The organism is Citrobacter rodentium NBRC 105723 = DSM 16636 (genome assembly GCF_021278985.1).
Classification (GTDB): Bacteria; Pseudomonadota; Gammaproteobacteria; order Enterobacterales; family Enterobacteriaceae; genus Citrobacter_A; species Citrobacter_A rodentium.
In genome coordinates this window covers 603,651-630,517 of the sequence record NZ_CP082833.1, presented here as the reverse complement: position 1 = coordinate 630,517, position 26,867 = coordinate 603,651, and the positions used below count along the sequence as shown (strand labels likewise).

General features: G+C 55.4%; 29 protein-coding genes and 2 pseudogenes. 22 read left to right on the top strand and 9 right to left on the bottom strand.

The features are described 5' to 3' along the window. Positions 1–2: 2 nt before the first annotated feature. The 12 genes from K7R23_RS02820 (at position 3) to K7R23_RS02765 (ending at position 10,819) form a co-directional block, all read left to right on the top strand. Positions 3–281 (top strand): DUF2635 domain-containing protein, encoded by a 279-nt coding sequence (locus K7R23_RS02820; protein ID WP_000207438.1) that lies wholly within the window; start codon positions 3–5, stop codon positions 279–281. Next, the gene (locus K7R23_RS02815; protein ID WP_012908606.1) at positions 281–1,762 is read left to right on the top strand and encodes a phage tail sheath subtilisin-like domain-containing protein; all 1,482 of its coding nucleotides are present in this window, start codon (positions 281–283) and stop codon (positions 1,760–1,762) included. The genes K7R23_RS02820 and K7R23_RS02815 overlap by 1 nt, the downstream gene beginning before the upstream one ends. Before the next feature lie 8 nt (positions 1,763–1,770). Further along, on the top strand, positions 1,771–2,136 hold the full coding sequence (locus K7R23_RS02810; RefSeq protein WP_012908607.1) for a phage tail tube protein: 366 nt from the start codon (positions 1,771–1,773) through the stop codon (positions 2,134–2,136). Positions 2,137–2,150: 14 nt separating this feature from the next. Further along, entirely contained in the window at positions 2,151–2,630 is a 480-nt protein-coding gene (locus K7R23_RS02805; RefSeq protein WP_012908608.1) for a phage tail assembly protein, read from the top strand. Positions 2,631–2,757: 127 nt separating this feature from the next. Continuing rightward, complete coding sequence (locus tag K7R23_RS02800) at positions 2,758–4,815, top strand: tape measure protein (RefSeq protein ID WP_012908609.1); 2,058 nt, start codon at positions 2,758–2,760, stop codon at positions 4,813–4,815. Next, positions 4,802–6,160, top strand: a complete 1,359-nt coding sequence (locus K7R23_RS02795) for a DNA circularization protein (RefSeq protein WP_012908610.1) — start codon at positions 4,802–4,804, stop codon at positions 6,158–6,160. The genes K7R23_RS02800 and K7R23_RS02795 overlap by 14 nt, the downstream gene beginning before the upstream one ends. Continuing rightward, positions 6,144–7,271 carry a phage baseplate assembly protein gene (locus K7R23_RS02790; RefSeq protein WP_012908611.1) on the top strand — a complete coding sequence of 376 codons (1,128 nt, stop codon included), beginning with the start codon at positions 6,144–6,146 and terminating at the stop codon, positions 7,269–7,271. Before K7R23_RS02795 ends, K7R23_RS02790 begins: the two co-directional genes overlap by 17 nt. Continuing rightward, positions 7,261–7,875, top strand: a complete 615-nt coding sequence (locus K7R23_RS02785) for a phage baseplate assembly protein V (RefSeq protein ID WP_073520730.1) — start codon at positions 7,261–7,263, stop codon at positions 7,873–7,875. Before K7R23_RS02790 ends, K7R23_RS02785 begins: the two co-directional genes overlap by 11 nt. Then, on the top strand, positions 7,868–8,305 hold the full coding sequence (locus K7R23_RS02780) for a phage GP46 family protein (protein ID WP_012908613.1): 438 nt from the start codon (positions 7,868–7,870) through the stop codon (positions 8,303–8,305). The genes K7R23_RS02785 and K7R23_RS02780 overlap by 8 nt, the downstream gene beginning before the upstream one ends. Continuing rightward, the gene (locus tag K7R23_RS02775) at positions 8,305–9,387 is read left to right on the top strand and encodes a baseplate J/gp47 family protein (protein WP_001146843.1); all 1,083 of its coding nucleotides are present in this window, start codon (positions 8,305–8,307) and stop codon (positions 9,385–9,387) included. Before K7R23_RS02780 ends, K7R23_RS02775 begins: the two co-directional genes overlap by 1 nt. Continuing rightward, complete coding sequence (locus tag K7R23_RS02770) at positions 9,378–9,938, top strand: YmfQ family protein (RefSeq protein ID WP_012908614.1); 561 nt, start codon at positions 9,378–9,380, stop codon at positions 9,936–9,938. The genes K7R23_RS02775 and K7R23_RS02770 overlap by 10 nt, the downstream gene beginning before the upstream one ends. Next, a complete protein-coding gene (locus tag K7R23_RS02765; RefSeq protein WP_042623250.1) occupies positions 9,938–10,819 on the top strand; it encodes a hypothetical protein in 882 nt (293 codons plus the stop codon). The genes K7R23_RS02770 and K7R23_RS02765 overlap by 1 nt, the downstream gene beginning before the upstream one ends. Before the next feature lie 31 nt (positions 10,820–10,850). On the opposite strand, the gene K7R23_RS02760 is transcribed toward K7R23_RS02765, so the two are convergent. Then, on the bottom strand, positions 10,851–11,372 hold the full coding sequence (locus tag K7R23_RS02760) for a tail fiber assembly protein (protein WP_012908616.1): 522 nt from the start codon (positions 11,370–11,372) through the stop codon (positions 10,851–10,853). A 280-nt stretch (positions 11,373–11,652) separates the two neighbouring features. Here K7R23_RS02760 and K7R23_RS02755 point away from each other — a divergent pair, with 280 nt between their 5' ends. From K7R23_RS02755 to K7R23_RS02735, 5 genes are all read left to right on the top strand, one after another. Then, positions 11,653–11,850: a hypothetical protein gene (locus K7R23_RS02755; protein WP_072044773.1), complete on the top strand. Its 198-nt coding sequence runs from the start codon at positions 11,653–11,655 to the stop codon at positions 11,848–11,850. 12 nt (positions 11,851–11,862) lie between these two features. Further along, positions 11,863–12,435: a recombinase family protein gene (locus K7R23_RS02750; RefSeq protein ID WP_012908617.1), complete on the top strand. Its 573-nt coding sequence runs from the start codon at positions 11,863–11,865 to the stop codon at positions 12,433–12,435. 85 nt (positions 12,436–12,520) lie between these two features. Further along, on the top strand, positions 12,521–14,572 hold the full coding sequence (locus tag K7R23_RS02745; protein ID WP_012908618.1) for a DUF6645 domain-containing protein: 2,052 nt from the start codon (positions 12,521–12,523) through the stop codon (positions 14,570–14,572). Positions 14,573–14,706: 134 nt separating this feature from the next. Continuing rightward, entirely contained in the window at positions 14,707–14,889 is a 183-nt protein-coding gene (locus K7R23_RS02740; protein WP_012908619.1) for a DUF1378 family protein, read from the top strand. A 35-nt stretch (positions 14,890–14,924) separates the two neighbouring features. Beyond that, entirely contained in the window at positions 14,925–15,182 is a 258-nt protein-coding gene (locus K7R23_RS02735) for a DUF826 domain-containing protein (protein WP_012908620.1), read from the top strand. A 35-nt stretch (positions 15,183–15,217) separates the two neighbouring features. On the opposite strand, the pseudogene K7R23_RS02730 reads toward K7R23_RS02735, so the two are convergent. Beyond that, positions 15,218–15,681, bottom strand: a pseudogene (locus tag K7R23_RS02730) (hypothetical protein). 114 nt (positions 15,682–15,795) lie between these two features. Here K7R23_RS02730 and K7R23_RS02725 point away from each other — a divergent pair. Together K7R23_RS02725 and K7R23_RS02720 are read left to right on the top strand one after the other, a co-directional pair. After that, positions 15,796–15,996 (top strand): Com family DNA-binding transcriptional regulator, encoded by a 201-nt coding sequence (locus K7R23_RS02725; RefSeq protein ID WP_012908622.1) that lies wholly within the window; start codon positions 15,796–15,798, stop codon positions 15,994–15,996. After that, the gene (locus tag K7R23_RS02720; protein WP_012908623.1) at positions 15,950–16,687 is read left to right on the top strand and encodes a Mom family adenine methylcarbamoylation protein; all 738 of its coding nucleotides are present in this window, start codon (positions 15,950–15,952) and stop codon (positions 16,685–16,687) included. Before K7R23_RS02725 ends, K7R23_RS02720 begins: the two co-directional genes overlap by 47 nt. 129 nt (positions 16,688–16,816) lie before the next feature. On the opposite strand, the pseudogene K7R23_RS02715 reads toward K7R23_RS02720, so the two are convergent. From K7R23_RS02715 to garD, 7 genes and pseudogenes are all read right to left on the bottom strand, one after another. Next, positions 16,817–17,266: pseudogene (locus K7R23_RS02715) on the bottom strand (alcohol dehydrogenase catalytic domain-containing protein); the annotation flags it as partial. Positions 17,267–17,309: 43 nt separating this feature from the next. Further along, positions 17,310–18,683, bottom strand: coding sequence for a galactitol-specific PTS transporter subunit IIC (locus tag K7R23_RS02710; protein ID WP_012908624.1), 1,374 nt, complete (start codon positions 18,681–18,683; stop codon positions 17,310–17,312). Between the two features lie 4 nt (positions 18,684–18,687). Further along, a complete protein-coding gene (gatB, locus tag K7R23_RS02705; protein ID WP_012908625.1) occupies positions 18,688–18,972 on the bottom strand; it encodes a PTS galactitol transporter subunit IIB in 285 nt (94 codons plus the stop codon). 29 nt (positions 18,973–19,001) lie between these two features. Next, positions 19,002–19,466 (bottom strand): PTS galactitol transporter subunit IIA, encoded by a 465-nt coding sequence (gene gatA / locus K7R23_RS02700; RefSeq protein WP_012908626.1) that lies wholly within the window; start codon positions 19,464–19,466, stop codon positions 19,002–19,004. 14 nt (positions 19,467–19,480) lie between these two features. Beyond that, complete coding sequence (gene gatZ, locus K7R23_RS02695; protein ID WP_012908627.1) at positions 19,481–20,752, bottom strand: tagatose-bisphosphate aldolase subunit GatZ; 1,272 nt, start codon at positions 20,750–20,752, stop codon at positions 19,481–19,483. 51 nt (positions 20,753–20,803) lie between these two features. Continuing rightward, positions 20,804–21,658: a tagatose bisphosphate family class II aldolase gene (locus K7R23_RS02690; RefSeq protein ID WP_012908628.1), complete on the bottom strand. Its 855-nt coding sequence runs from the start codon at positions 21,656–21,658 to the stop codon at positions 20,804–20,806. Positions 21,659–21,838: 180 nt separating this feature from the next. Next, positions 21,839–23,410: a galactarate dehydratase gene (gene garD, locus K7R23_RS02685; RefSeq protein WP_012908629.1), complete on the bottom strand. Its 1,572-nt coding sequence runs from the start codon at positions 23,408–23,410 to the stop codon at positions 21,839–21,841. Between the two features lie 512 nt (positions 23,411–23,922). On the opposite strand from garD, the gene garL reads away from it, so the two are divergent. The 3 genes from garL to garK all read left to right on the top strand — a co-directional run bounded on the left by garL (position 23,923) and on the right by garK (position 26,860). Beyond that, positions 23,923–24,693, top strand: coding sequence for a 2-dehydro-3-deoxyglucarate aldolase (garL, locus tag K7R23_RS02680; RefSeq protein WP_012908630.1), 771 nt, complete (start codon positions 23,923–23,925; stop codon positions 24,691–24,693). Between the two features lie 30 nt (positions 24,694–24,723). Next, complete coding sequence (gene garR, locus K7R23_RS02675; RefSeq protein WP_012908631.1) at positions 24,724–25,614, top strand: 2-hydroxy-3-oxopropionate reductase; 891 nt, start codon at positions 24,724–24,726, stop codon at positions 25,612–25,614. Between the two features lie 100 nt (positions 25,615–25,714). Continuing rightward, positions 25,715–26,860 carry a glycerate 2-kinase gene (garK, locus tag K7R23_RS02670; protein ID WP_012908632.1) on the top strand — a complete coding sequence of 382 codons (1,146 nt, stop codon included), beginning with the start codon at positions 25,715–25,717 and terminating at the stop codon, positions 26,858–26,860. Positions 26,861–26,867: the final 7 nt, after the last annotated feature.

Below are 26,867 nucleotides of genomic sequence, written 5' to 3'. Positions count from 1 at the left end.
AGATGACAACCATTTTTATTAAACCTGCGCCGGGATGCCTGATTCGCGATCCCGACACGATGACTCCGCTCTCTCAGGACGGGGAAGAGAAACCCTTCACCCCGTTCTGGTGCCGCCGTCTTAATGATGGTGACGTCATTGTGGTGGATAAAACGGCGGAGCCTGCCCCGGCTGCCACAACAGGTAATACCGGCGAGGCTGCAAAACCAGCGGGAGCGGCAGCAGAAAAACCTGCGGCGGCGGCTGAAAAACCCGCAGCATCAGATAAGGGGACGTCCTGATGATTAACTTTGATTTTATCGGCGATAACAATCGCATCCCGCTGGTACAGATTGAAATCAATAACTCAATGGCCGTGACCGGCACGCCGCCACAGCGTCAGGCGGTGCTGTTATTTGGTCAGCGAAACCGTAATGCGTTTGGTGTTGTTGATTCTCCTGTCCGTATCACCCGCGCGTCTCAGGCAACAGAACTCTGGGGGCGTGGCTCCATGATTGCGCAGATGGTGGCAGCGTTTATTGCCATTAACCCTGATACGGAGCTGTACGGCATTGCACAGGGGGAAGGCACCGGCACGGCCACACCCGGCACCATCACACTTTCCGGTACAGCAACGGAAGACAATGTGCTGAATCTCTATATCGCCGGACGTCCTTACCGTCTGGCCGTCAGCAAGGGCAAACCGGGTAATCTTCTGGCGGATGCGCTTGCCGCGATGATTAACGCAGACCAGGACTGTCCGGTCAGCGCCACGACCAGCGTCCCCCCGGATAATCAGGATCAGACAAAAAAAGTGATCACCCTGACGGCAAAATTTACCGGCGAATGCTCCGTGCATGATATCCGGCTGAATTATTATTCCGGTGAAGTGACACCCGCCGGGATTGTTGTTTCCACTGCCGGAGGCACCGCGCCGAAAAACCCGGATATTACCAACAGCATCGCTGCCATGGGGACGCGCCAGTATAACTATATTGTGATGCCCTATAAGGATGCGGCGAATCTCAAAATTCTGGCGGATGAACTGCTGAAACGCTGGGGACCGGTAAAAATGTCAGACGGTATGGTCTGGATGGCGCATACCGGCACCTTCGGCACGGCAACCAGTTTTGGTGAGTCCCGTAATGATTTCCTGTTTACCTGTACCTCCATTCCGAAGGCACCGGAGCCGGATTATGTCTGGGCAGCTTCCATTTGTGCGGTCTGTGCGCCGTCACTGTCTGCCGATCCTGCCCGCCCACTCCAGACGCTGGCGTTGCCTGCACGACTGGCACCGGCGGAATCAGATCGCCTGACACGGGAAGAGCGAAACAGCCTGCTTTATACCGGCATGTCCACGGTGACCGTCGCGGCCGCTGATGTGGTGCAGATTGAACGTCAGGTGACGATGTACCGTCAGAATGCATATGGCGAAAGCGATCCCAGCTATCTGGATGTGGAAACCATCTACACCCTGTCATATCTGCGTTATTCCCTGCGCACCTTTATCACGCAGCGTTTCCCGCGCCACAAACTGGCCGATAACGGCACCCCCGTCCGGCCCGGTCAGAATATTGTGACGCCGGAGATTATGACGCTCCAGCTGATTGCGCTGGGGGAAGAATGGGTGGATCTGGGACTGGTCGAAAATCTGGACACCTTTAAAAAGAATCTGCTCGTGGAGCGCAACACAAAAGACCGTAACCGTCTGGATGTGATGTGTACACCGGATCTGGTTAACCAGTTCCGCTTCATGGCCGCGCAGATCCGTTTCATTTTGTGAGGTAAGGCATGAGCGGAAATAAACATCAGGGCACGGCCACCATCCGTGTGAACGGACAGGAGTACGCCACCCTTGAGGGAGCCACGTTCTCCCCGTCCGGCTTTGAGCGTGAAGTGGTGAAAGGCGCGAAAGTTTACGGCTATCGCGAGAAACCCCGTGAGGCGACGCTGGACTGTAAATTTCCGGCTGGCGGAGAAGGTTCACCGGCTGCCGATGAAATCAACACCTGGACTGCGGTCACGATTGAGTTTGTGGCCGATACCGGTGAAGTCCACATGATGACGAAGGCCTGGAGCAGTGAACCGGCCTCGCTTGACGGTGGCGGTGATATCTCCGCGAAGTTCGCCAGCGCCACCAGTACCCGTGTCCAGTAATCAGGAAAAATGTAATGAGCACACGTAAGAAAAAAACGGCGGTTTCTGACGAGGCCGTGATGGAGGCTATCCGGGATGCACTTGAAGACGGCGATCCCCGCACCACCGGACTGGCTGAACAGCTGGCGAACGGCTATGTGGATCTGCTCGACGGCCTGCCGTTCGGTGAATCCCGTGAATACCGCGTCACCTTCCGCGAACTGACGGCGAAAGACAGCATTGACGCGGAAACCGAGGCCGAGCGTCTTATGGAAACCCGAAATGGCGGCCCGGTTCTGATAGCCTCACCGGCACTGCGCGGCATTGCACTGCTGCGCCGTCAGATTGCCGCTGTCGGCCAGATTGAGGGGCCATTGTCTCCGCGTCAGATTGGACAACTCAGCGAGCGCGATCTCTCCCGTCTGATGGCGGCGGTAAGCCTGCTTGATTCCGCGATGGCAGGAAAGCTGGTCGCTGAACGGGGGCGACCAGATGCAGTGCCGGGATCAGATTGAAGAAGCCGCAATTGTGCTGGGGATGGTGACAAAAAGCGGCCCGGAGTGGGCGCTTAACCTCCCCTTATCACAGCTTTACCGGCACTGCCGACAGACCGAAAAAATTCTCAGAACGAAGCAGTAATCCATGGCAAAAAACCTGAAAGCCTCCCTGATTGTCGATTTACTCGGCAATATTTCTGCCAAATCCCGCCAGTGGTCACAGGAGCTGGGGGCGTTCTCCCGTTCCGGCAGGACAGGCCTGGGTGGTCTTGGAAATGCAGCCCGTCGTGCCGGTCAGGAGACAGAACTTGTCGGCTCCCGTATGCAGCGAACGCTTGCCGGTGTTCGTGGCAGCATCCGCACGGTAACGTCAGATTTTGACCGCCTGCAGGGCAGCATTACCGGCACCATCGGGCGGATAAGCAACCTTTACGGGATGCTGGCGGGAGGGGCTGCGGTCTACGGTTTTAATAAAGCCTTTATCCGCCCGGCCGCAGAGATGGAGAACTATATTCTGCGTCTCAACGCCATTAATCATGGCGATACGGCAAAAACGGAAGCAGTGAAAGCCTGGGCAGTACAGAACGCCAAAGACACCACCTGGGGGCTGGCGGGGGTTATGCAGGAATACGCCTCCAGTCGCGGGTTTGGCATGAGTGACAGGGAAGCCCGTCGCTTTATTACCATGCTTCAGGATCAGGGCGGCTATCACGGCTGGTCACTGTCAGATGCACAGGGTGCGTCCCTGCAACTCAAACAGATGTTTGCCCGCCAGAGTATCCAGGCAGCGGACGCCAATATTCTGACCGGATACGGGATTAACGTTTACCAGTTACTGGCCGATAAGCTGGGCGTAAACCAGAAGATCATCCGTGAGAAAGGCGAAAAAGGAAAACTGGGGCCGGACAGCATTCGCCTGTTATTTCAGGTGATGGCCGAACAGGCAAAAGGTGCCCAGAAAAACGCCATGAATTCCTGGACGGGAATGACGTCCATGATGGGCGACGTCTGGGATCAGTTTGCCCGTGAAGTGATGGCAAAGGGACCGTTTGACAGCCTGAAAAAGAGCCTGAAAGGCTTTCTGGATTATGCTGATGCGGCACAGAAAAGCGGCTTACAGGATAAGCTGGCCACACAGACGGCCTCAGCCCTGAATCAGGGATTCGAGTATGCCAGAGACGCTGCAACCGGCTTTTACCGGGCCATTCAGAAAGTCAGGGAAACGCTTCAGGCACTGCGCGACGCCGGTTATGGCGATGCTCTGGATCGCATTGGTCAGGGTGCGCAGACCGCCGCGAAGTACCTGATGTATATGTATCTCGCCTCCCGTGCGCTGAAGGTGCTCAGGTTTGCGGGGATGGGTGCATTACGTCTCGGTGCAACCCCCTTACGCTATGGTATGGCGATGACCTCCGTGCTGACGTCGCCCTTCCGCAAACCGCAGACCACTGTGCCGGGAACGCAGCCCGGACGCGCTGGCCGCTTCCTGAATTTCCTTACCGGGGTGAATCCGGCAGCCGTTCAGCCCGTGCTGGTCACCAACTGGCCTGCTGGGGGCCTGGCATCAGCTGGCGGGGATGTGGTGGTCAGCGGTGACGGCAAAACCGTGCGCGGCCGTAAAAAACGCGGTCCCGGACGCGGGCGGGGTGTCACGACCGTCGTGACCGCCGGTGAGCAGCTGGCGGAGAGCGCCGGTAAACAGGGCTTCTTCGGTCGTATGATGAGCCGTGCCGGTGGTCTGCTAACGGCGGCCGGAAACCGCATGGGGCTGGGGCGTTTTGCCGGGCTGTTCCGTGGTGCCGGTCGGCTGGGTGGTGGTGCCCTGTGGGCCGGTGCCATGGCGGCTCCTGTACTGCTGGACAGCAGTGCCAGCGCAGCCGATAAAGCCGGTGCCGTGGGTTCCCTTGCCGGAAGTATCGCCGGTGGCGCGCTGGGGGCTGCTGCCGGTCCGGTCGGGGTTGCCATTGGTTCCACGGTGGGCAGCTATCTCGGTGATTATCTGGGGGGCTGGCTGACGCAGGCCTGGCAGAAACTGCGTGGCAGCAGTGACGAAAACGGCGGACAGGCCACCGCGAAAACCGCCGCACGGGTGGAGCTTGTGGCCCCTGAAGGCTGGCGGGCACGCAGTATTGATGTGGATGATACCGCACAGCATGGTCTTGATGTGAACGTCTGGAACGGAGGGAACTATGGCCTCTACTGACACGCCGGGGCGTGGCTCCTTCCGTGGTGTGCCGTTCCTGGTTTATCAGGAGCAGCGGGAACGGGGCGGACGTAACATTGTGCGCCGTGAATACCCACTGCGTGAAAGCGGCGGTGCGGATGATCTGGGGCCAAAACTCCCGGAGTTCACATTCACGGTTCTGGTGACCGGAGACGATCTTCAGACACAGCGAAGCCGCCTGCGTGATGCGCTGCGTGCACCCGGTGCCGGTGAACTGATGCACCCGGATTACGGCACGTTAAACGTGCTGATAAACAGCTTTGAAAGCCGTTATAACGCCAGCGAGCAGGGAACGGTTGAGTTCACGATCAACGTGATCCCCGCCAGTGACGATACCGCCCCTTCGGTGGCAGAAGATACGGCAGCTGCGCTGGAGCAGAAAAGCGGCTCAGCAATGAATCAGCTGTTTAACACGCTTTCAGACGGCTGGACGGTGATTTCAGACGGTCTGCATGATGTACAGGCCATGACCGACACCATCAGCGATAAGATTGATGCACTGGAGAATGCCGTTTCGGGGATGGGGATTGTGCAGGATATCAGTGCCTTTACGGCCAGTTTTACTGCCCTGAAAGGCAATGCCGCCGCCCTGATTAATGCGCCCCGTCGCATGGCTGAATCGCTGGCAGGAATGTTTGCCGTGCTGACCGGGCTGCCCGGCGATCCTTCCCTGTCTCTGACCGGAAAAGCCGGAACGCCGTCCGGCAGCCTGACCACAAACCGTGACAGCATGGCAGAGCAGGCCATGCCGCAGCTGTACCGTACACTTTCCTCCCTGCGTTACACCCTCAGCGAACAGGATGATCCACAGCGCCTGATTGGCCTGACGCCTGCGGCACAGAAAAATATCCGTCTGCTGCGGAGCGTGATGCAGAGTGCAACCCTGGTGTCGCAGGCACAGACGGTCGGAAAACTGCTGGATCAGGTCATCCGGCAGAATACGACGCACGTTCAGGATACTGACCGTTCGGGCGGACTGGCATGGCTGGAAAGTTCTGCTGATGTGCAGCGTATCAACCGGGATTTGAGCGATGCCATGGAACAACAGGTGCTGGATCTGTCCGCACAGGGCTATACAGGGACTGCCCTTGCATTACGTGATGCAGGGCTTGCGCTGACAGAAGATTTAACCACACGGAGCGTGCATCTTCCCGGTGCTTTTCAGGTCATGGTTCGCACCACCGAACCGGCACTGGTCACGCTGTACCGTGCCACCGGCAACAGCAGTCGCTGGCAGTATTTTGTCCGCAGAAACAATATCTCCGATCCGGTTTTTGTTCCGGGGGGCCGCAGCGTGGAGGTGATCAGTGAGCAGCAGGATTGAACTGTATATCGGTGGCAGTATTTTTTCCGGCTGGCTGACGGTCAGCGTCCGTCGCTCGCTGGAGCATCTGGCCGGGTCGTTTGAACTGGGGCTGATGCTGCCCGGTGAGCGCATCCCCTCAGCCCTGCGGACCGGTCAGTCCCTGACGCTCAGAATTAACGGGCAGACGGTCATCAGTGGCTGGCTGGATCAGGTCAGTCAGCGGATCAGTGCAACCCGTCATCAGATCAGCATCAGCGGTCGGGATAAAACCGGCGACCTGGTGGACTGTGCCGCCATCCATCCCGGCAGCCAGTGGCGCAACCGGACGCTGGCACAGATTGCCGCAGATTTATGTGCGCCCTTCGGGATAGCTGTGCGCTGGCAGGTTGACGACGACACGGCTGCACGCCCTTTCAGCTCTTTTACGCTGGAAAACTCAGAAACCGTGGCGGATGCGCTGACCCGTGCTGCCCGGCATCGCGGGGTGCTGGTGACCAGTAATGCTGACGGCGATCTGGTGTTCACCCAGGCAGGAAGCCAGCAGACGGACAGACTGGTGCTGGGAGATAACCTGCTTGATGCCGATTACAACACGGACTGGCGAGGACGATACAGTGAATACCGTGTCCGGGGACACGGGCGCGGTGGTGGCAAACGGGGAGACAGCGAGTCCGCCGCCCGGCTGGCAGCACCTGTGGGCGTCATCAGTGATGAGCAGATCGGCCGCTACCGGCCGAAAATCATCCTCGCCGATCAACAGACAGACACCACCGGTGCACGGCAGCGTGCCCTGCGTGAAATGCGCCGTGCGATTGCCCGTTCAGAACGGTTTTCTGCCACCGTGCGTGGCTGGTTCCGGGATGATGGCCGGTTATGGGATGTCAATCTGCTGACCGGTGTTTCAGCCCTGCGTTTCGGTATCGAACAGACTGAACTGCTGGTCTGTCAGGTGGAGTTTTTACTGGATGAACAGAACGGGGAAGTCACCCGGCTGGTTCTGGCACCGCGTGACGGCTTTATCGTTCCGGCAGAGCCGGACAGCAAAGGCCGTGGCGGTGGTTCCGGTGATGATGTTGATGCCTTTATTCGCCAGCAGATGAAAAAACAGGGGATCAGCTTTGATGAATGATGAAGTATTCAGCCGCCTGATTGCCCCGGTAACGCGCGGTATTCGCCTGCTGTTTGGCCGGGGCGTTCTGACCGGCACACATGACGAACTGAAAATGCAGAATGTGCAGCTCACCGGCATGGACGGCGAAACCTTTGATGATGTGGAGCGCCCCCAGCAGTACGGGCAGATCAGCGTTCCCCTGCCGGGCGCAGAAACCTTTTTTGCCTGTCTGGGCGGACAGCGGGATCAGACTGTGGTGCTTGTGGTGGAAGACCGGCGCAGCCGTCCGACCGGACTCACTGCCGGAGATACGGGGGTGTATCACCATGAGGGGCACCGGATACGGTTAACAAAGGATGGTCGCATTATTGTGACATGCAAAATGCTGGAGATTTACGCCGACGATGGGATGCGGGTGGATACGCCGGAAGCCACCTTTACGGGCAATGTGACGGTGGATAAAAACCTGCATGTTAAGGGGAATTTCGCGCTTGATGGTACGGGGAAATCTCAGGGACTGTTCACGATGTCAGATGCCGTTATTGCCGGGATACGGTATTCCGGTCATGTGCATCATGATAACGGCGAAGGCAGTAAGACAGGAGCGCCGGAGAATGGCTGATATTGCAATTGTATGGGATCAGGGATGCGGTTCGCTGCAACTGAACGGTGCCGACCTGCTGACGGATGACAGTCTGCTGACGGCCGTTCTGATTTCGCTGTTTACTGACCGCCGGGCGCTGGCATCGGATGAAATCCCTGACGGTACGCGTGACCGCCGGGGATGGTGGGGAGACAGTTTTCGCCCGCGTCCCATTGGCTCCCGTCTGTGGCTTCTCAGCCGGGAAAAAACGCTGGCCTCCGTGATAAGCCGTGCCCGTGCTTACGCGGATGAGGCGCTGGGCTGGCTCAGTCAGGATGGCGTGGCGTCATCCGTGGTCTGTCATGCAGAACGTGTGGGACACGCGCGGCTGGCGCTTTCGGTGCGCATAACCCTGCCTGATGGTTCAGTGAGACCCATGATTTTTTATGCTGATTTTAAGGGGGAGTAATGCCTTATCAGCCTTTACCGCTGGCACAGTTAATCACGCAGACACAGCAGGATATCAGCCAGCGCCTGCCCGGCTCGCAGCCGGGTGTGAATGAAACCACCCTGAATGCCATTGCTTACGCTCAGGCAGGGTTATCTGCTCAGGAGCATGAGCATCTGGCCTGGATTGCGCGTCAGATCATCCCGACCGAAGCCGATGAAGCCGAGTTACTGAAGCACTGTGCATTCTGGGGCGTTATGCGTAAACCCGCCTCACGGGGTGACGGGCCGGTTCAGCTGATGCTGACCACGGATGCGGGGATCACAGAAGGTGTGCTTCTCCAGCGCAGTGATGGCGTGGTTTACCGTATCACCACCTCACTGACCGGTAAGGCCGGTACGCTGAATGTCAGTGTGGAAGCTGAAAGTGCCGGTCGTGCGGGAAATGCCCCGGCAGGGACAAAACTGACATTTATCACACCGCAGGCGGGGATCAACCAGACGGCCACGGTGACCGGAACGGGGATCACCGGTGGTGCGGATGTGGAAACCGTGCCGGAGCTGCTTTCCCGTCTGGTTTTCAGGGTGCAGAATCCGCCGTCCGGCGGCACGCAGTATGATTTTGAACGCTGGGCGCGTGAAGTGCCGGGCGTGACGCGGGCATGGTGCCGCCCGGAGTGGCCGCAGGCGGGCAGCGTGGGGGTAACGTTCGTTCAGGATAATAACCCGGATATTTTCCCCGGTGACGGTGATGTTCAGCGGGTGGCGGATTATATCCGCAGTCATGATGATCCAGCGACCGGCCAGCCTGTCGGACAGCCTCTGGGGCCGACGGTGACCGTGTTTAAGCTGACCAATAAGCCGGTGCCCTTCAGCATCAGGATCATCCCGAAAACACCGGAGAATCAGGCGGCCGTAAAACAGGCGCTGACCGACCTGTTATACAACGAATCCCGGCCCGGCGGTCTGGTTCTGCCGTCGTCTTTCTGGCGTGCAGTGGCGGGGGTGAAAAATCTGGAGGATTTTGAAGTGCGCAGTCCGCTGACGTCAGTTCAGGCGGGAGACAGTGAGCTGCTGACGGTAGGAGAAATCACATGGCTGTAACCCTGACCCCGCATCAGCGCGCCCTGTTGCAGTTACTGCCTGACGGGCTGGCATGGGACAAGCGTCCGTCATCCGTACTGGCATCATTATGTCTGGGCCTCAGTCATTCGACAGCTCGTGTTTCCTGGACGGGTAAACAGCTGCTTGCCGAGCGTTTCCCTGACACGTCGCGCCTGCTGCTGGAAGACTGGGAGCGTTATCTCGGCCTTCCTGAATGTGATATGGCCGGAGCCACCATAACGGAGCGACAGCGTTATGCCGGAAATAAATACCGGATGAAGCCCTCGCTGAACCGTGAATTTTATATCCGGTTTGCGGCGGAGTTTGGTTATCAGATTGATATTCAGCCATCACCGGATTCGCAGTGGGTCAGTATTGTCACGATTAACAGTGAAACCGGCTACCGGAATATGAATGTGCTGGATGATATTCTCACGCCGCTGCGTATTTATGAAGGCGGTGCGCTGGAATGTATTCTGAATCGTTATAAGCCTGCATGGCAGACGTTTATTTACGTGTATGCAAACAGCCACGAAGAGGAGGATATTTAATGTTTCATGTTGATAATAATTCCGGCGTGGCGAATATGCCTGCGCTGGCACCGGCGCAGAGTAATACCACCACCTGGTTTACCGAAGGTGACGGACAAAAAGGTATCAGCTGGATTGGTCAGGACTGGCTGAATATTCTCCAGGCCGAACTGCTGAATATTCTGGCTGAAGCCAGTATTCAGCCGGATAAGGCGCAGTTAAACCAGCTTACGCTGTCCATTAAAGCCATTATCGCTGCGAATGCTTTTTCCCGGAAAAATAACCTGAAAGAAATTGCTGATGCCGGTGCGGAGGCCCAGCGTCTGGCCCGTGGTTATCTTGGTCTGGGGACGCTTGCCACAAAAAACAGTCTTGGTCCCGGTGACGTGAATGCCCTGGCGAAGGATCAGAATCTCGCAGACCTGGAGAATAAGGGAACCGCCCGTAATAATCTGGATGTTTACAGCAGGAGCGAAGGTGATAACCGTTACCTGCGCAGGGAGCAGCACGGCGCAGACATTCCGGATAAAGGCGCTTTTATCGATAACGTCGGTTTACGGGAAACGGTAAACAAGGCCGCGAACGCCCTGCCATCGAATGGAACGGCCGTTGCCGCGAACAGGCTGGCAAATGCCCGCAGAATTAATGGTGTTGCCTTTGACGGAACCCAGGATATCACTATCTCATCAGGAACAGTAACGGGGATCAGACTGGGTTCAGTGACCAGTTACAGAAAGAATAACTGGGAAACCTGGGATCTGAATCTCGGAGGAGGAAATATTCTGACAGGCATTATTGTGCAGGATGTTGGTAAGAACTCAGCGGATAATATTGCGGGGGTTTACTACCGCTCTGTACAATATCTGTTAAATGGGGCATGGGTGACGGCAGCGAGTATATAATGACATAAAGAAGGCCTTCCGGCCTTCTTCATTACTGTGGCTGCTCAGGCCATTTAATGGCGTTAAATTCAGCTTCAGTTTTAATTGCGGGTAATACCATTTTTTTCACCTGACTGATGTATGCCATCCATCGTGCCAGTGCTGCTCTGTCTTCATCACTGATGGTGCCCAGTTGTAGTTCTGTTCTCCAGTCATTAATTTGTTCATATGCCTGATTAAGATATGACTGGCGGATTGCTTCCAGTTTTTTTGCGTAGTTAACCGGAATACGGGAGATCACGCCATTATCAAACTTCCAGTTTCCTGAAATATCCGTGCCTTCAGGAAGTTCATCGGCCTCAACCACAGAAAACCTCGCAGGATACAGCGCCGAGGCGTCCTGTGATATTGAGCAGATAACGCCGCTGTCAGGTGTTATGCAAAGTTTATATTTTTTGGTGAATAATGGCAGGGACTCGTAGAAATCCTTACCATCTTCACTCTGAAAATACTGAACATCATTACCATATGGCATATTTTCAGGATAATAACGGGTTATATTTTTTAGTTCCATAAAATCCTCCTGGAAATAAATCTGTTTTAAAATATATTATTTACCGACTATTTATAACTGAGATACCGTAATCCATGTACCTCTGACTAATTTTTGCAGGGGTCTGAATGCTATAAAATCGTTTGAAGCATCAACTTTACTGTCAATCTGCAGGCCTGCCATGACATTACCGTACACAGAGTAATATGCCCCACCGTACATTACCTGCCTGTTCTCTGCCCCCAGCCTGATATCCTGGATATATCGGGAATCCGCATCCTGCTGTGTTATACCAGAAGTGATGTTTATATCCTGCGTCCCGTCAAAGGGAACCCCATTAATTGTGTGGGCATTTGCCAGCCTGTTCGCGGCAACGGCCGTTCCGTTCGATGGCAGTGCGTTCGCGGCTCTGTTTACCGTTTCCCGTAAACCGAGGTTTTCAGGAAAGCCCCTGTTCTCCCCGTTTTATTCATCATGCGACAATTCCGGCTTTTTATAATAAGGAGATCGTATGCTGATTGGGTATATCAGGGTGTCAACAAATGACCAGAATACGGCGCTACAGAGAAATGCGCTGGAATGTGCAGGATGTGAGCTGTTTTTCGAAGACAGAATAAGCGGTAAGACAAGGGAACGTCCCGGCCTTAAACGCGCATTAAAGCGACTCCGGCCAGGGGATACCCTGCTGGTCTGGAAACTGGATCGTCTTGGACGTAGTATGCAGCACCTTGTCCTTTTAACAGAAGAACTCCGGCAGCGCGGCGTTAACTTCCGCAGCATTACGGACAATATTGATACATCCACTCCCATGGGACGTTTCTTTTTCCATATAATGGGCGCACTGGCGGAAATGGAGCGGGAACTCATTATTGAACGTACACGCGCGGGTCTTGCTGCTGCCCGTGCTCAGGGGCGTCATGGCGGCAGACCTCAGAAACTGACAGGGAAAGAGCGGGAGCAAATCGCCCGTTTGCTGGCTAATGGCGAGTCCCGTAAACAAATCGCACTGATATTTGATATTGGCCTGTCCACCCTTTATCGTTATTTTCCTGCCTCACCGGCTCCGTCACCAAAAGTACCGTGACGCTTTTTTGAATTTCCGCAAAACACATATTTTTCAGCGGTCGCTATTCTGACTCTGTTTAATTCAGAAACAGGCAGAAAAGACGATGTCAGACTCCCAGTGGAAAATGCTCTCCGCCATGCCCGGAGAGTTTTCAGTCAAGGTTGCCGGTGGCACGGTGGCATTTATTGAAAGTCCTTTCCGGCCTTCGGGTAATAAAGGGGGGATCACCTTCGCAGACTGCGTGATCCGCTTCAGCACGAAAGAGCCATTATGGGTAATGCCGGTATCCGGCAATCCCAGCGCAGAAATCACCAGTTCAGGTGTGACCGGCATTATTCCGATCACATCTGACGTGGCCGGAACACTCACGCCTTCTGACTGGAATGCACCGGATAACGCCGGACCGTCTGGCGGTACAAATGGCAGCAGTACAGAGCCGGAGTATTACTATGTGCTTCCACTGGCCGGGCAGTCCAACGGGATGGCCTACGGTGAAGGGCTTCCGTTGCCGGATTCATTTGACCGTCCTGAACCGCGCATTAAGCAACTGGCACGTCGCAGCACGGTAACGCCCGATGGTACGTCGTGCACATATAACGACATCATTCCCGCAGACCACTGCCTGCATGATGTGCAGGACATGAGCGGGATAAACCACCCGAAAGCTGACCTGAGTAAAGGGCAGTATGGTTGTGTCGGTCAGGGGCTGCATATTGCCAAAAAACTGCTGCCTTATATTCCGCAGAATGCCGGGATACTTCTGGTTCCCTGCTGTCGTGGTGCTTCGGCATTCACCACCGGGGATGACGGCTCATTCAGTGAGGTCAGCGGTGCTTCCGCTGATTCTTCACGCTGGGGAGCCGGTAAACCCCTGTATCAGGACCTGCTCAGCCGCACCAGAGCGGCGCTGGAGAAGAACCCGAAAAACAGATTACTGGCCGTGGTATGGATGCAGGGAGAGGCAGACCTTGCTTCAGGAAGTCAGCAGCATAATGGTTTATTCACAGCCATGGTTCAGCAGTTCAGAACCGACCTGTCTCCACTTGCAGCGCAGTGCGTGAGTGGAAATGCTGGCACGGTGCCGTGGATTTGTGGTGACACCACGTATTACTGGAAAAACACGTATGCCACGCAGTATGAAACAGTCTATGGCGCATATAAAAATCTGACCGCACAGAATATTTTCTTTGTGCCGTTCCTGACGGATGAGAATGGACAGAACACGCCAACGAATGCTCCGGCGGAAGACCCGGATATTGTGGCTGTCGGGTATTACGGTGCGGCATCCCGTACCCAGGGCAGTTTTGTCTCCACACAGCGTGACAGCCATTTCAGCTCATGGGCACGCAGGGGCATCATTTCTGACCGTCTGTCCTCAGCCATTCTGCTCCATGCGGGACGCACGGCTGAAGTTATGGGCGGACATGCCGTGACACCACCGGATGAAAAGCCATCCCCTGACACGCCATCAACACCGTCAACGGACGGGAAATCAATGACGACGCTGTTTTCTTACCGTGCATCGGAGTCAGGCGGAGCACTGACGCCACAGGGCTGGGGGGCAGAAGGCGGTAGTGCTGCTGTTGTGGATGATGCCGGTGCCAGCGGGGGAAAGGCGCTGAAGCTGACAAAACAGACCGGAAAGTCATGGTTTATGCAGTATGATGCCGGTAATGGTGCCGACCTGCTGGAAAAAGGTGGCCTTGTCAGCTGTCGTTTTAAACTTGATGGCGCGCTTACGGCTAATCAGTACGCACTGGCGCCGTACTGGCCGGTTTCTTCGCTGCCTCAGGGTGTCACACTGGAAGGTAATGCCGGTCATAACCTGCTGGCATCGTTTTACGTTCAGAGCGATGCCACAGACCTTAACGTGATGTACCACAAGGGTAATCCAGGCCAGAACACGAAGCTGGGTTCATTCGGTGCATTTAATAACGAATGGCATACGCTGGCATTCCGTTTTGCCGGTAATAACAGCATTCAGGTGACGCCGGTGATTGATGGTAAGGACGGGGAACCGTTCATGCTGTCTCAGTCACCTGTCGGTTCTTTTGCGGCAGACAAGTTACGCCTGACCGATATCACCAGTAATGCAACGTATCCGGTACTGATTGACAGCATTTTGGTGGAAGTGAATAACCCGTCAGCAGGATAAAAAAATGCCGCCGGGAAAGGGAAAACAAGAAACCGGCGGCAAATGTCGTCATATCCAAAGCAAAACATGCAGGACGATTTTTTAACCAACAGGTATTAACGATGTCAACACCATGTCAATAACCGGGAGGGATAATGACATTTTTACAGCTTATTTTATTGTATTTCTGCACGGTGGTATGTGTCTTATATCTGGTGAGCGGTGGTTATAAGGCCATCAGAAATTATGTTCGCCGCAAAATTGATGACGCAGCAGCCGAAAAGCTCAGTAAAACAGCGCAGGCAGCTCCGCTCCCAAAAGACCCGACCCAGCCCTGATTGCAGGGCTTTATTCCCGCATAAGGAGAATATACATGCCAGAAATTAAAGGCACCGTCACTGAAGACCTGGTAAAACAGGCGCTGTATTCCGGTGAAGTAAATAAATTACTGAAAGCGCAGGTCCGCAAGGATTTTGAGGCACAAATCGACACTTACGTTGATGAGGTGCTGGCAAAACTTATTGGCCCGGCTGCTGCGGCCAGTGGTTCCGATAATGAGCCGAAAACCGAAGCACAACCAGAGCAACCAGACCCGGCTCAGCCGGGAACTGACAGTACCATGATGCAGTAATAGTCACCGGCAGGTTTCCCTGCCGGGTTAATTTGTTAATGCACGTTTTGTGTATTTTCCCTCCGGGGAGAACAGGCAGGACATATCAGCATCCTGAAACAGGAAGCATTTTTTGGTTTGTATGTCTTGCCATTTTGAGATCTGGAACGGCGATAGATGAGCTGTAAGGGAGTCTTACAGGCAGGGCAAACAGGCTCTTTATCCATGATAAAGATCTCCTTTTTATGCATCTCTGCTTTACAGGAGACCGGGGAATATCATAGGATACGACACGAGCTCGAAGTAAAGCATTGATGCAAGTTTTTACAGATTGACCCAGCATAGTTCCAGCTATGCTGGGTTTCCCTTTTATGTAGTATCCTGTTGATTTGAAACATACTACATATACGCGCAATCCTACCTTCACTGTATAAAAAGTCAATAAAATGATCATTTTATGATCGTTTTCACCCCCTAAGTCTTCGTTTTCTTTAAGTAAATAATCACCGCTATGAATCATTGTTGATGACTTTTCAATCTATTTGTTGTATCAATTAAACACATCGAATCGATCGTTTTTGTCGATCGATTTGGTGAGAAAGATATCATCAACAAAGCAGGAGGTTATGCGGCCATGTATCGAAACATACGGTGCCGACACTGCAATAAGCTACTGGCACGGGCCAGTTTCAGTTATCTGGAAGTAAAATGTCCGCGCTGTAAAACCCTCAATCAAATCACATCTCCGAGCGCCACAGAGCACCCCACATACACAAGGAAATCCTGTCGTGGGGAACAGAAAGCAAACTACATCCCGCATAATCAGCACGCCTGAGCTTATTCGCTATAACGACAATATCGTTGGTTATGGCTCCCGTGAGTTACGGGTTGAGACTATAAGTTGCTGGCTGGCCCGTCTGGTTATTGTCAATAAACATTACAGCCACCGTTTCGTAAATAACTCCTACCTTCATCTGGGTATATTTTCAGAACGAGAGCTGGTTGGCGTAATGCAATGGGGTTATGCCCTTAATCCAAACAGTGGAGCACGCGTCGTAACCGGTACGCAGAACCGCGAATATATGGAACTTAATCGGTTGTGGTTGCATGACTGTATGCCGAGAAACTCCGAATCAAGGGCCATCAGTTACGCGCTCAAACTAATCAGACAACTTTATCCGCAGGTGCAGTGGGTTCAGTCGTTTGCAGATGAGCGTTGTGGCTGTCTTGGTGTCGTGTACCAGGCAAGCAATTTTGATTATGTAGGCAGCCATGAATCAACATTCTATGAACTTGATGGCGAGTGGTATCACGAAATTTGCAGGAATGCCATCAAACGGGGCGGACAGCGAGGTGAACATCTGAGGGCTAATATCGACAGAGCCAGTGTTCATAAATTCCGCCAGTTTCGTTACATCCGGTTTCTGAACAAGAGGGCCAGAAAACGCCTCAACACAAAGCTATTCAAAGTCCAGCCTTACCCAAAACCACAAACAGTTAAAACCGGTTTGAAAAAGAGTGAATGAGCACTTAAAAACTCATTCTAAAACTCAAAAGAAAAGCGCCGATTTAGTATCAAATAAGTTGCGTATCTGCGTTTTTCGTCGGTATCAAATGAAATGCAAATCGGTATCAAAAAAATCGCCGCGCTATAGTAAGCCCACGGTGATGGGTTCAATAAACGCGCCGTCCGCTACTGGCATATCGGCGGGTAGACGAAACAGGTTCGCCCGTTTCACCACTACGTATTCCGCATTGCCGCCTTCGCTGCGTGAACCGACAAACTGATACCGTTTGCACAACGAATAATAACCGCGCTTGCACTGCGGGCAGTGAAAGCAGGGAAGCAACGGAACGCAGGCGACGGCATCGCCTGGCTGTAGGTCCGTCACGTTTTTGCCCTTTGCTGCCACGTAGCCGCTGAATTCATGCCCGAGGGTGATGGGATAATAGTGCGCCCCGGCGGCGAAAATGCGTGGAATATCAGAACCGCAAAGACCGGAACAGCTCACCTTCACCAGCACATCGTCGTCGGTTTGTAAGCGGGGCCGGGGGCGTTCTTCAACGCGCACGTCGCCCTCAGCGTGAATCACCACTGATTTCATAACACTCTCCAGAAAGATACGGGGAGCGGCCGCTCCCCTGAAATTAAGATGCGGTTTGACGCTCCGCGATAGCCGCAGCTTTTTCCGCCGCAACGAAATGACGCGCCCGACGCCAGGTCAGCAGAACGCCGGTGAAATAGAGGACGCCAATCACCACGAAGCCCACCACGTTCTGCCAGGTAAAGAGCTGGATCAGCAGCCAGGTCACCGGCGAGCCGCCCTGATCCATTGAGGCCACCATGCCTCCGGCTTTCAGCGCGCCCGCGTTGGCGGCAAGCTGGGTATGCAGGCCGATAGTTTGCGTGGCGATCCACAGCGTGATGCCCATAATAATGACGCCGGAAATCAGCGTGCGGAACAGGTTGCCCTGATGTACCGCGACCGCCATCGCGACAAAGAAACCGATGGTGGCAAGGTCGCCGAACGGCAGGACCTGGTTGCCAGGCACCACCACCGCGACCAGAATCGTCAGCGGAATAAAGATCAGGCTGGCGGAAACCACCGCGGTATGGCCGAGCAGCAGCGCCGGATCGAGACCGATCAGAAACTCCTGGCCGCCAAACTTCGCCTGCAGACGTTTACGCGCATGTCTGGCAATCGGCGTTAAGCCATCCATAATCGGCTTGATGACCCGCGGCATCAGCAGCATTACCGCCGCGGTTTTTACCGCCAGTTGTAGTACGGCTTTCAGGTCGTAGCCTGCCAGCAGGCCGATGACCAGCCCCATCACGAAGCCGACGGTAACCGGTTCGCCAAAGGGACCAAAGCGTTTTTGCACATCGTCCGCGCTGAAATGGATGCGCTTCAGTCCCGGCACCTTTTCAATCAGCGTATCCACCAGCACCGCGATGGGGCCCATATAAGCGGAGGTGCCGTGTGGAATGGCAATCCCTTCCAGGCCAAAGAAGTCGCGGGTGTCTCTGGCGAACCAGTCGCCAAGCTTGTAAACGAAGGCGGCGTGGACGATAACGCCCACCATGCCCAGCCAGTAGGAACCGGTCGCTAAATGCAGCATGGCGCCGGTAAAGGTCATATGCCAGATATTCCAGATATCGACATTCACGACCCGCGTCATACGGGTCACCAGCATCACAATGTTCACGCCGATGGCGACGGGGATAGCGATCAGCGCAATCTGCGACGCCCAGGTCATCGGGGAGGAGCCGGGCCAGCCGACATCGATCACGTGCAGGTTGATCTGAAAATGTTCGGCCATCGCTTTTGCCGCCGGACCGATGGAGTCGAGCATCAGGCCAATCACCAGGCCGATCCCCACAAACCCGATGCCGATATGCAGACCGGATTTAAAACACTCCCCGAGCTTCATCCCCAACAGCTTTGAGAAGATGATGATCACCAGCGGCAGCATTACCGTTGGGCCTAAGTCGAGGATATACCGCATGATTTCGCTAAACATGGCGTCACCCCACGAGGATAGTCAGAATTTTTTGCTGTAAGGCTTCGATCCCCACCCCAGAAACGAAAGGCATACCGTGAACGACAGGGATATCGCCAAAGGCGCGGTCAACGCGCGCGGTGGTGCAGATCAGATCGGCGCCATCCATATAGGTTTCGATCTCGGTGACCCGGCACTGCACCAGGTCGAGATCGATATGATTCGCTTCACACAGCTCTTTAATTTCTTCCGCGGCCAGGGTTGAGGTAGCGACAGCGCCGCCACAGGCCACAATCACTTTACGTTTCATAGGGTATTCCTTTTATTATCAGTATATTATCAGGCTTGCGCGCAGTGACCGGACGCAAGGATGGTTTCCTGAAAACGGGCGGCCAGCGCTGTTTCAGGGGCATTCAGTAAGGCGTCGATGATGTCCGGGTTTTGCAGCTCGCTAAACAGACGACGCAGAAGCTTCAGCTGTGCCGCCGGGTTTTCCACAATCAGGGCGATAATCAGCGAAACGGCAATGTCGTGCTCATCATCAGCCTGCTGAAAATTCACCGGCTTATCGGGACGGATGAGATAGATCGCCGGTGATTTGGCGTGCACGGCTTCACAGTGTGGAATCGCCACCGCATGACGCTCCAGCGCAATGCCGGTGGGAAAAGTCGCCTCACGCGCAAGCAGCGCCTGTGGATACGTCTCATGCACCACGCCTTTAGCCAGCATCTCCTCGCCAATATGGGCCAGCGCGTGCTGGCAGGAGGAAAAATTAATACCGGTACGGACAAAAAGTTGGCTCATAGTTTCTCCGGAGTTCAGACGATTTCCGCCGCGCAGCCATAGCGGTAGGCGCGTAAAACGTCCTGAATTTTATCGATAATCAGGTTATGCGGTGTGGCGGCCAGCGCGCCTTCCGCCAGCCGTTCAAACTGCACAGGCATAAACTGGCTGATTAATCCCAGCGGTAATGAGACGCCGCTCAGATTGGCGATCAGTTTTTCCACGCTGTGCCGGATACGCGGGTGCGGCCAGTAGTAGCGAATGCGGTCCGACAGGCTGAAATGAATGTCGACCATCGCCTGACTCCATGTCGGACGGTAATACTTTTTCCAGTAGTCCGGCTCGTTGAGCATCACTTCATCAATCACCTCCAGCACCCGGCTGCGCTGCTCGGGCGAGATCAGTTCGTTTTCCATCTGTGCCAGCGCAAAAATGGCTTCACGCAGGGCAAAGGTCAGGGCAGGGCCGACTTTCAGAATGGCGAAATGGTCGCGGACCAGCGCCCGGTAGGCCTGGCGGGTCTGATAGTCAGTGGAGTGGGCTTCATAGACCATTGGCGTCGCCTCAATCCAGGCGGAAAGCGGCTGCGCGGGCTGCGGTTGATAATGAATGATTCGGGTGTGATCAAACTCAACGCCAGGCTGAACCACAATCGCAATAACGCGCTCCAGCGCGTCTTCCAGCCCCAGAGCGTGAAACGCCGCCTGATGGGTTTGCAGGGTGCGGGCGGCATCTTCGGGGCGGGTGACGTGAACGGCGTCGATGGCGCTGGCCTCGCCGCCCGGCACCGGCACTTCGGTGCCGATCACATAGGTCAGATGGCGCTTTTGCGCGTCGCTGGCGCTGGCTTCCGCAGCCTGACAAAGCACGGCGGCCCGTTCCGCGACGACCTGCGGATCGAGCGGCGTCGGATCGTCCGCGCAGGACATGGAGGCATCAAGGTGGATCTTGCTGAATCCTGCGGCGACGTAGGCCTGAATCAGCGCGCCGGATTTTTTCATGGCTTCCGCCGCAGGTTCATTCTGCCAGCAGTTTGGTCCCAGATGATCGCCGCCAAGAATCAGCCGTTCGCGCGGGAAAGCCACTTCCTGCGCGATGCCATAAACAAAATCGCGAAAATCCGCGGGCTTCATACCGGTATAACCGCCGAACTGATTCACCTGGTTGGAGGTCGCTTCAATAAGCACTTTGTTGCCGGTGTGCAGGTCAAAGCGCAGGGCGGCTTCAATCACCAGCGGATGGGCTGAACAGACAGAACAGATGCCGGTGTGTTCACCGGCTTTATGACGAGAGAGGATTTCTTTCACTTCTGGCTCCGATATCTTTCGTTTATTTTTAAAGCAATGCCAGGCCTGGCGTTAAAGCCTGCCTTCACAGCCGCAGTCAGCGATCACCTTGCGCACCACGGCTCTCATCGCCTCTTTGGCCGGCGCCATGTAATGTCTGGGATCGTTAGCCTGGGCGTGTTCGCTGAGATAGGTTTTCAGGGCGGTGGAAAAGGCGATTTTAAGTTCGGTGGCGACGTTAACTTTGCAGATGCCGAGCGAGATCGCGCGTTTAATATCGTCCGTGGGCAGTCCGGACGCGCCGTGCAGCACCAGCGGGATATCAACCTGCTGGCGAATTTCCGCCAGCCGTTCGAAATCAAGCTGAGGTTCGGCGGTGTACAGGCCGTGAGCCGTTCCGATAGCCACGGCTAAAGAATCGCTCCCCGTTCTGGCGACAAACTCGCGCGCCTGCTGGGGATGGGTATAAAGCGCATCTTTTCCGTCAACCTGCAGATCGTCTTCCTGTCCGCCCAGCCGACCCAGCTCCGCCTCCACGCTGACGTCATAGCGGTGGCAGTAATCAACGACGCTTTTTACCAGCGCGACGTTGTCGGCAAACGGCAAATGGGAACCGTCAATCATCACGGAGCGCACCCCTGCCGCCACTTTGTCCTGGATATCGCTGAGCTGCTCGTGGTGATCGAGATGGATCGCGAGCGGGTGATTCCAGCTTTTCGCCAGTTCTGCGGCGATCGCGACAATATTGTGCACGCCTGCGTAGCGGAAGGTGCCGGGCGTACCGGCGACAATCAGCGGTGCGCGCAGTTCCGCGGCTGTCTCCACCACGACCTGTAAGGTTTCGAGATTGTGGATGTTAAAAGCGGGTACGGCGTAGCCCTCCTGCCGGGCCTTCCTGAGCATCGTTTTGCCTGAGATGATAAACATCCTTCCTCCGAAATCTTTCGTTTATTTTCTTCGAAAGAATGTATAGGCTTTCGTAATGAGTTTTTGTGATTTCGATCTGATAAATAAAAGTTTCGAAAGAAAGAGAAGGTTTGCGAAAGGCAGGGCGAAAAAAAAGCATGCCGGAGAAGCATGCTTTCGTGGAAGAGAGGGGGAGTGGGATCAGGTCACCGGCGCCGGGTTAAATACCGCCAGCTGATTGTGTAGCCCCCACTGGTCAGAGAAGGTTTTCTTGCGCCCGCTGGCGACGTCGAGAATAAACTCGAACAGCTTCTGACCCACCTGCTCAATGGTTTCTTCGCCGGTGGCGATGGTGCCCGCGTTGATGTCCATTAAGTCATACCAGCGGTTCGCCAGTTCGGTGCGGGTGGCCATTTTGATCACCGGTACCGCCATCAGGCCGTAAGGCGTGCCGCGTCCGGTGGTAAAGACCTGAACGGTGATCCCGGACGCCACCTGTTGCGTACCGCAGACAAAGTCGCTGGCCGGTGTTGCGGCGTAAATCAGGCCGCGTTTGGTTGGTCGTTGCCCCGGCGACAGCACTTCGACAATCGCGCTTTTCCCGGATTTCGCAATCGAGCCCAGCGCTTTTTCCACCACGTTCGCCAGACCGCCTTTTTTATTGCCCGGCGACGGGTTGGCGCTGCGGTCGGTTTTTCCCATATCAAGGTAGTTATCGTACCAGGCCATCTCTTCCAGCAGCCGTTTACCCACCTCCTCGTTGATGGCGCGCGGGGTCAGCAGATGGATAGCGTCGCGGACTTCGGTCACTTCCGAGAACATCACCGTCGCGCCGCAGCGGACCAGCAGATCTGAGGCGTAGCCCACCGCCGGGTTGGCCGTCACGCCGGAAAACGCATCACTGCCGCCGCACTGCATACCGACAACCAGCTCCGATGCCGGGCAGGTTTCGCGCTGGCGCTGATTGAGTTTCGCCAGATGGCGCTCAGCCACCTGCAAAATATCATCCACCATCGAGCGGAAACCGACGTGCTTCTCATCCTGCAGACTGACAATGCTGGCGCTCTCCAGCGGTATGCCCTGTACGTCGTCGGTGCCTTCCAGCAGACGCTCCGGCTGGAGCTTTTCGCAGCCGAGGCCGATGACCATGACTTCGCCGCCGAAATTCGGGTTCAGCGAAAGGTTATGAATTGTGCGAATCGGCACTACCGCCGCCGGCGCGTTGATCGCCACGCCGCAGCCGTACAGGTGATTCAGACCGACGACGCCGTCGACGTTGGGGTATTTTGGCAGCAGGTCACGCTCAATGATCTTCACCACGTAATCGACCACGCCCGCCACGCAATGCACGCTGGTGGTAATACCGAGCAGGTTCTTGGTGCCCACGCTGCCGTCGGCGTTGCGGTAGCCTTCAAAGGTATAACCCTCCAGCGGTGGCAGCGGTTCCGGCACTTTGGTCGCCAGCGGCAGAGTGTGCAGCGGCGGCGCTTTCGGTAACTCGACCAGCGATTCGTCAATCCAGCTGCCGCGCGGAATATCGCGGACGGCATAGCCAATTACCTCGCCATAGCGAACGATTTCGCCCAGCGCAGGGATGTCGACCAGCGCTACCTTATGCCCCTGCGGAATATGTTCAACCAGCTCCAGTCCGTCCGGGAAACGCGTCCCGGCTTTCAGGCCCTGGTCATTAACAATAATCGCCACATTATCGCTGTCGTGAACCTTAATATAAAATGCCGTCGGCGATTCCTGTCTGATTTCGATATTGGCCATTGCTCGGTATTCTCCAGCCTGCTGAGGATATTAATTTAATTCATTAAGTGAATTTGAAAAATAAAAAGGCATTAATGAAATAAGGATGTCAGGAGTTCAAAAATATGAATGTGATCGAGATCACTGGCTACGGCTCACGCCCCGCCAGCAGCCGGGGTAAAGCGTAAATCTGTGCATCAGCGCCCAGCATTATGTGCAGATGCTCAAAATAATATTTAACGCCAGCGTGTTTAATGAGCGTTTGCACAATGCCTAATGCACGGTGGCTGATTATACTGAACCACGAACTTTTTGCCTCTGAATTGTTATTTAATAATGGGCGTGGTCATTATTAAATAACAAAAGGTTTGTTTAAATACCGGGCGATAAAATGCCCATGAAGACGAATGAGGAAAAAGAAGAGGATTCATGCCCGGTATTTCATTCTGTCGATGCCCGTCGCAGGCAGAGGGATCCCGACCTCATCGGCGCGAAAACACGCTCTATAACGGTTAAGTGACAAGGTAAACGTGATGAACAACACTATTTTCCCCAACAAATTCAAGGCGGCGCTGGCTGCGCATCAGGTTCAGATTGGCTGCTGGTCGGCGCTGGCAAGCCCAATCAGCACCGAAGTGCTCGGACTGGCAGGCTTCGACTGGCTGGTGCTGGATGGCGAACATGCGCCAAACGATGTCTCGACCTTTATTCCACAGCTGATGGCCCTGAAAGGCAGCGCCAGCGCGCCGGTCGTGCGCGTGCCGACCAACGAGCCGGTGATTATCAAGCGCCTGCTGGATATTGGCTTTTATAACTTCCTGATCCCGTTTGTCGAAACGGAAGAAGAGGCGGTGAACGCCGTGGCCTCCACCCGCTATCCGCCGGAAGGCATTCGCGGCGTCTCTGTCTCCCACCGCGCCAATATGTTCGGGACGGTGCCGGATTACTTCGCGCAGTCGAATAAGAACATCACCATCATCGTGCAGATCGAAAGCCAGCAGGGCGTTGATAACGTGGACGCTATCGCGGCGACTGAAGGCGTTGACGGCATTTTTGTCGGCCCAAGCGATCTGGCTGCCGCGCTGGGCCACCTCGGCAACGCTTCGCATCCTGACGTGCAGAAAGCCATTCAGCACATCTTCAGCCGTGCGAAAGCGCACGGCAAACCGTGCGGCATTCTGGCGCCGGTGGAAGCGGACGCGCGTCGCTATCTCGAATGGGGCGCCACCTTTGTGGCCGTTGGCAGCGACCTGGGCGTGTTCCGTTCCGCCACGCAGAAACTGGCTGACTCCTTTAAAAAATAACCACCACCGCAAACAAGAGAGAAAATTGATATGACTATGAAAGTTGGTTTTATTGGCCTTGGCATCATGGGTAAACCAATGAGTAAAAACCTCCTGAAAGCAGGTTACTCGCTGGTGGTTTCTGACCGTAACCCTGAAGCGATTGCTGAAGTTATTGCTGCCGGGGCAGAAGCCGCCTCCACCGCAAAAGCGATTGCCGAGCAGTGCGATGTCATCATCACCATGCTGCCGAACTCCCCGCACGTGAAAGAGGTCGCGCTGGGCGAAAACGGCATTATTGAAGGGGCGAAGCCGGGCACCGTGCTGATCGACATGAGTTCGATCGCACCGCTGGCGAGCCGCGAAATTAGCGAAGCGCTGAAAGCGAAAGGCATTGATATGCTCGACGCGCCGGTAAGCGGCGGCGAGCCGAAGGCTATCGACGGTACCCTGTCGGTGATGGTCGGCGGCGACAAAGCGATTTTCGATAAATATTACGATCTGCTGAAAGCGATGGCGGGATCGGTGGTGCATACCGGCGAAATCGGTGCGGGCAACGTCACCAAGCTGGCGAATCAGGTCATTGTGGCGCTGAACATTGCCGCGATGTCGGAAGCGCTGACCCTGGCGACAAAAGCGGGCGTTAGTCCGGATCTGGTGTATCAGGCGATTCGCGGCGGCCTGGCGGGCAGCACCGTGCTGGATGCGAAAGCGCCTATGGTAATGGATCGTAACTTCAAGCCGGGTTTCCGTATCGATCTGCACATTAAGGATCTGGCGAACGCGCTGGATACCTCACACGGCGTGGGCGCACAGCTGCCGTTGACCGCGGCGGTGATGGAGATGATGCAGGCGCTGCGTGCTGACGGGCTGGGTACGGCCGATCATAGCGCGCTCGCATGCTATTACGAAAAACTGGCGAAAGTGGAAGTCACTCGCTAATTAACGGCGCGCCCGTGCGGCGCGCAGCAATCCGGGCCTGCTTCGCAGGCCGGATATCAGTGAAACGCCGTCCGGCGTACTGCAGTAACAGGCTACCACTATGAAAATCGTAATTGCCCCAGACTCTTATAAAGAAAGCCTCTCTGCCAGCGAGGTTGCGCAGGCGATAGAAAAAGGATTCCGGGAAATTTTTCCCGATGCGCACTATGTTTCTGTTCCCGTTGCCGATGGCGGAGAAGGGATGGTTGAAGCGATGATTGCCGCAACGCAGGGGACTGAGCACGTTGCCCGGGTGACCGGTCCGTTGGGCGAAAAAGTGAATGCCAGCTGGGGCATGTCAGGGGACGGCAAAACCGCGTTTATCGAAATGGCCGCCGCCAGCGGACTGGCGCTGGTTCCGCCTGAAAAACGTAACCCGCTGATTACCACCTCGCGCGGGACGGGAGAGCTGATTTTGCAGGCGCTGGAAAGCGGGGCAAGGAACATTATTATCGGCATTGGCGGCAGCGCCACCAATGACGGCGGCGCGGGGATGATGCAGGCGCTGGGGGCAAAGCTGTGCGATGCCAGCGGCACGGAGATTGGCTACGGCGGCGGCAGCCTGATGAGCCTTAACTCTATTGATATTACGGGGCTGGATCCGCGGCTGAAAAACTGCACCCTCCGCGTGGCCTGCGATGTGACAAATCCGCTGGTCGGCGAAAAGGGCGCGTCGCGGGTCTTTGGGCCGCAGAAAGGGGCAAACGAGGCGTTAATCGTCGAGCTGGACAGCAATCTGACCCACTACGCCGACGTTATCAAAAAATCGCTGCGTGTGGATGTGAAGGACGCGCCCGGCGCCGGCGCTGCGGGGGGCATGGGAGCGGCGCTAATGGCGTTTCTCGGCGCGGAACTGAAAAGCGGCATTGAAATTGTCACCCAGGCGCTGAATCTGGAAGAGCATATTCACGACTGCACGCTGGTGATCACCGGCGAAGGGCGCATCGACAGCCAAAGTATTCAAGGCAAAGTGCCGGTCGGCGTGGCGAACGTGGCGAAAAAGTACCACAAGCCGGTTATCGGCATTGCGGGCAGTCTGACGCGGGATGTCGGCGTGGTGCATCAGTATGGTATCGACGCGGTGTTCAGCGTACTGACCCGTATCGGTACGCTGGAAGAGGCCTTCCGCGACGCGTTTGACAACATTTACCGCGCCTCGCGAAACATTGCGGCGACGCTGGCGGCAGGAATGCGCAACGCAGGGTGACAAGGGC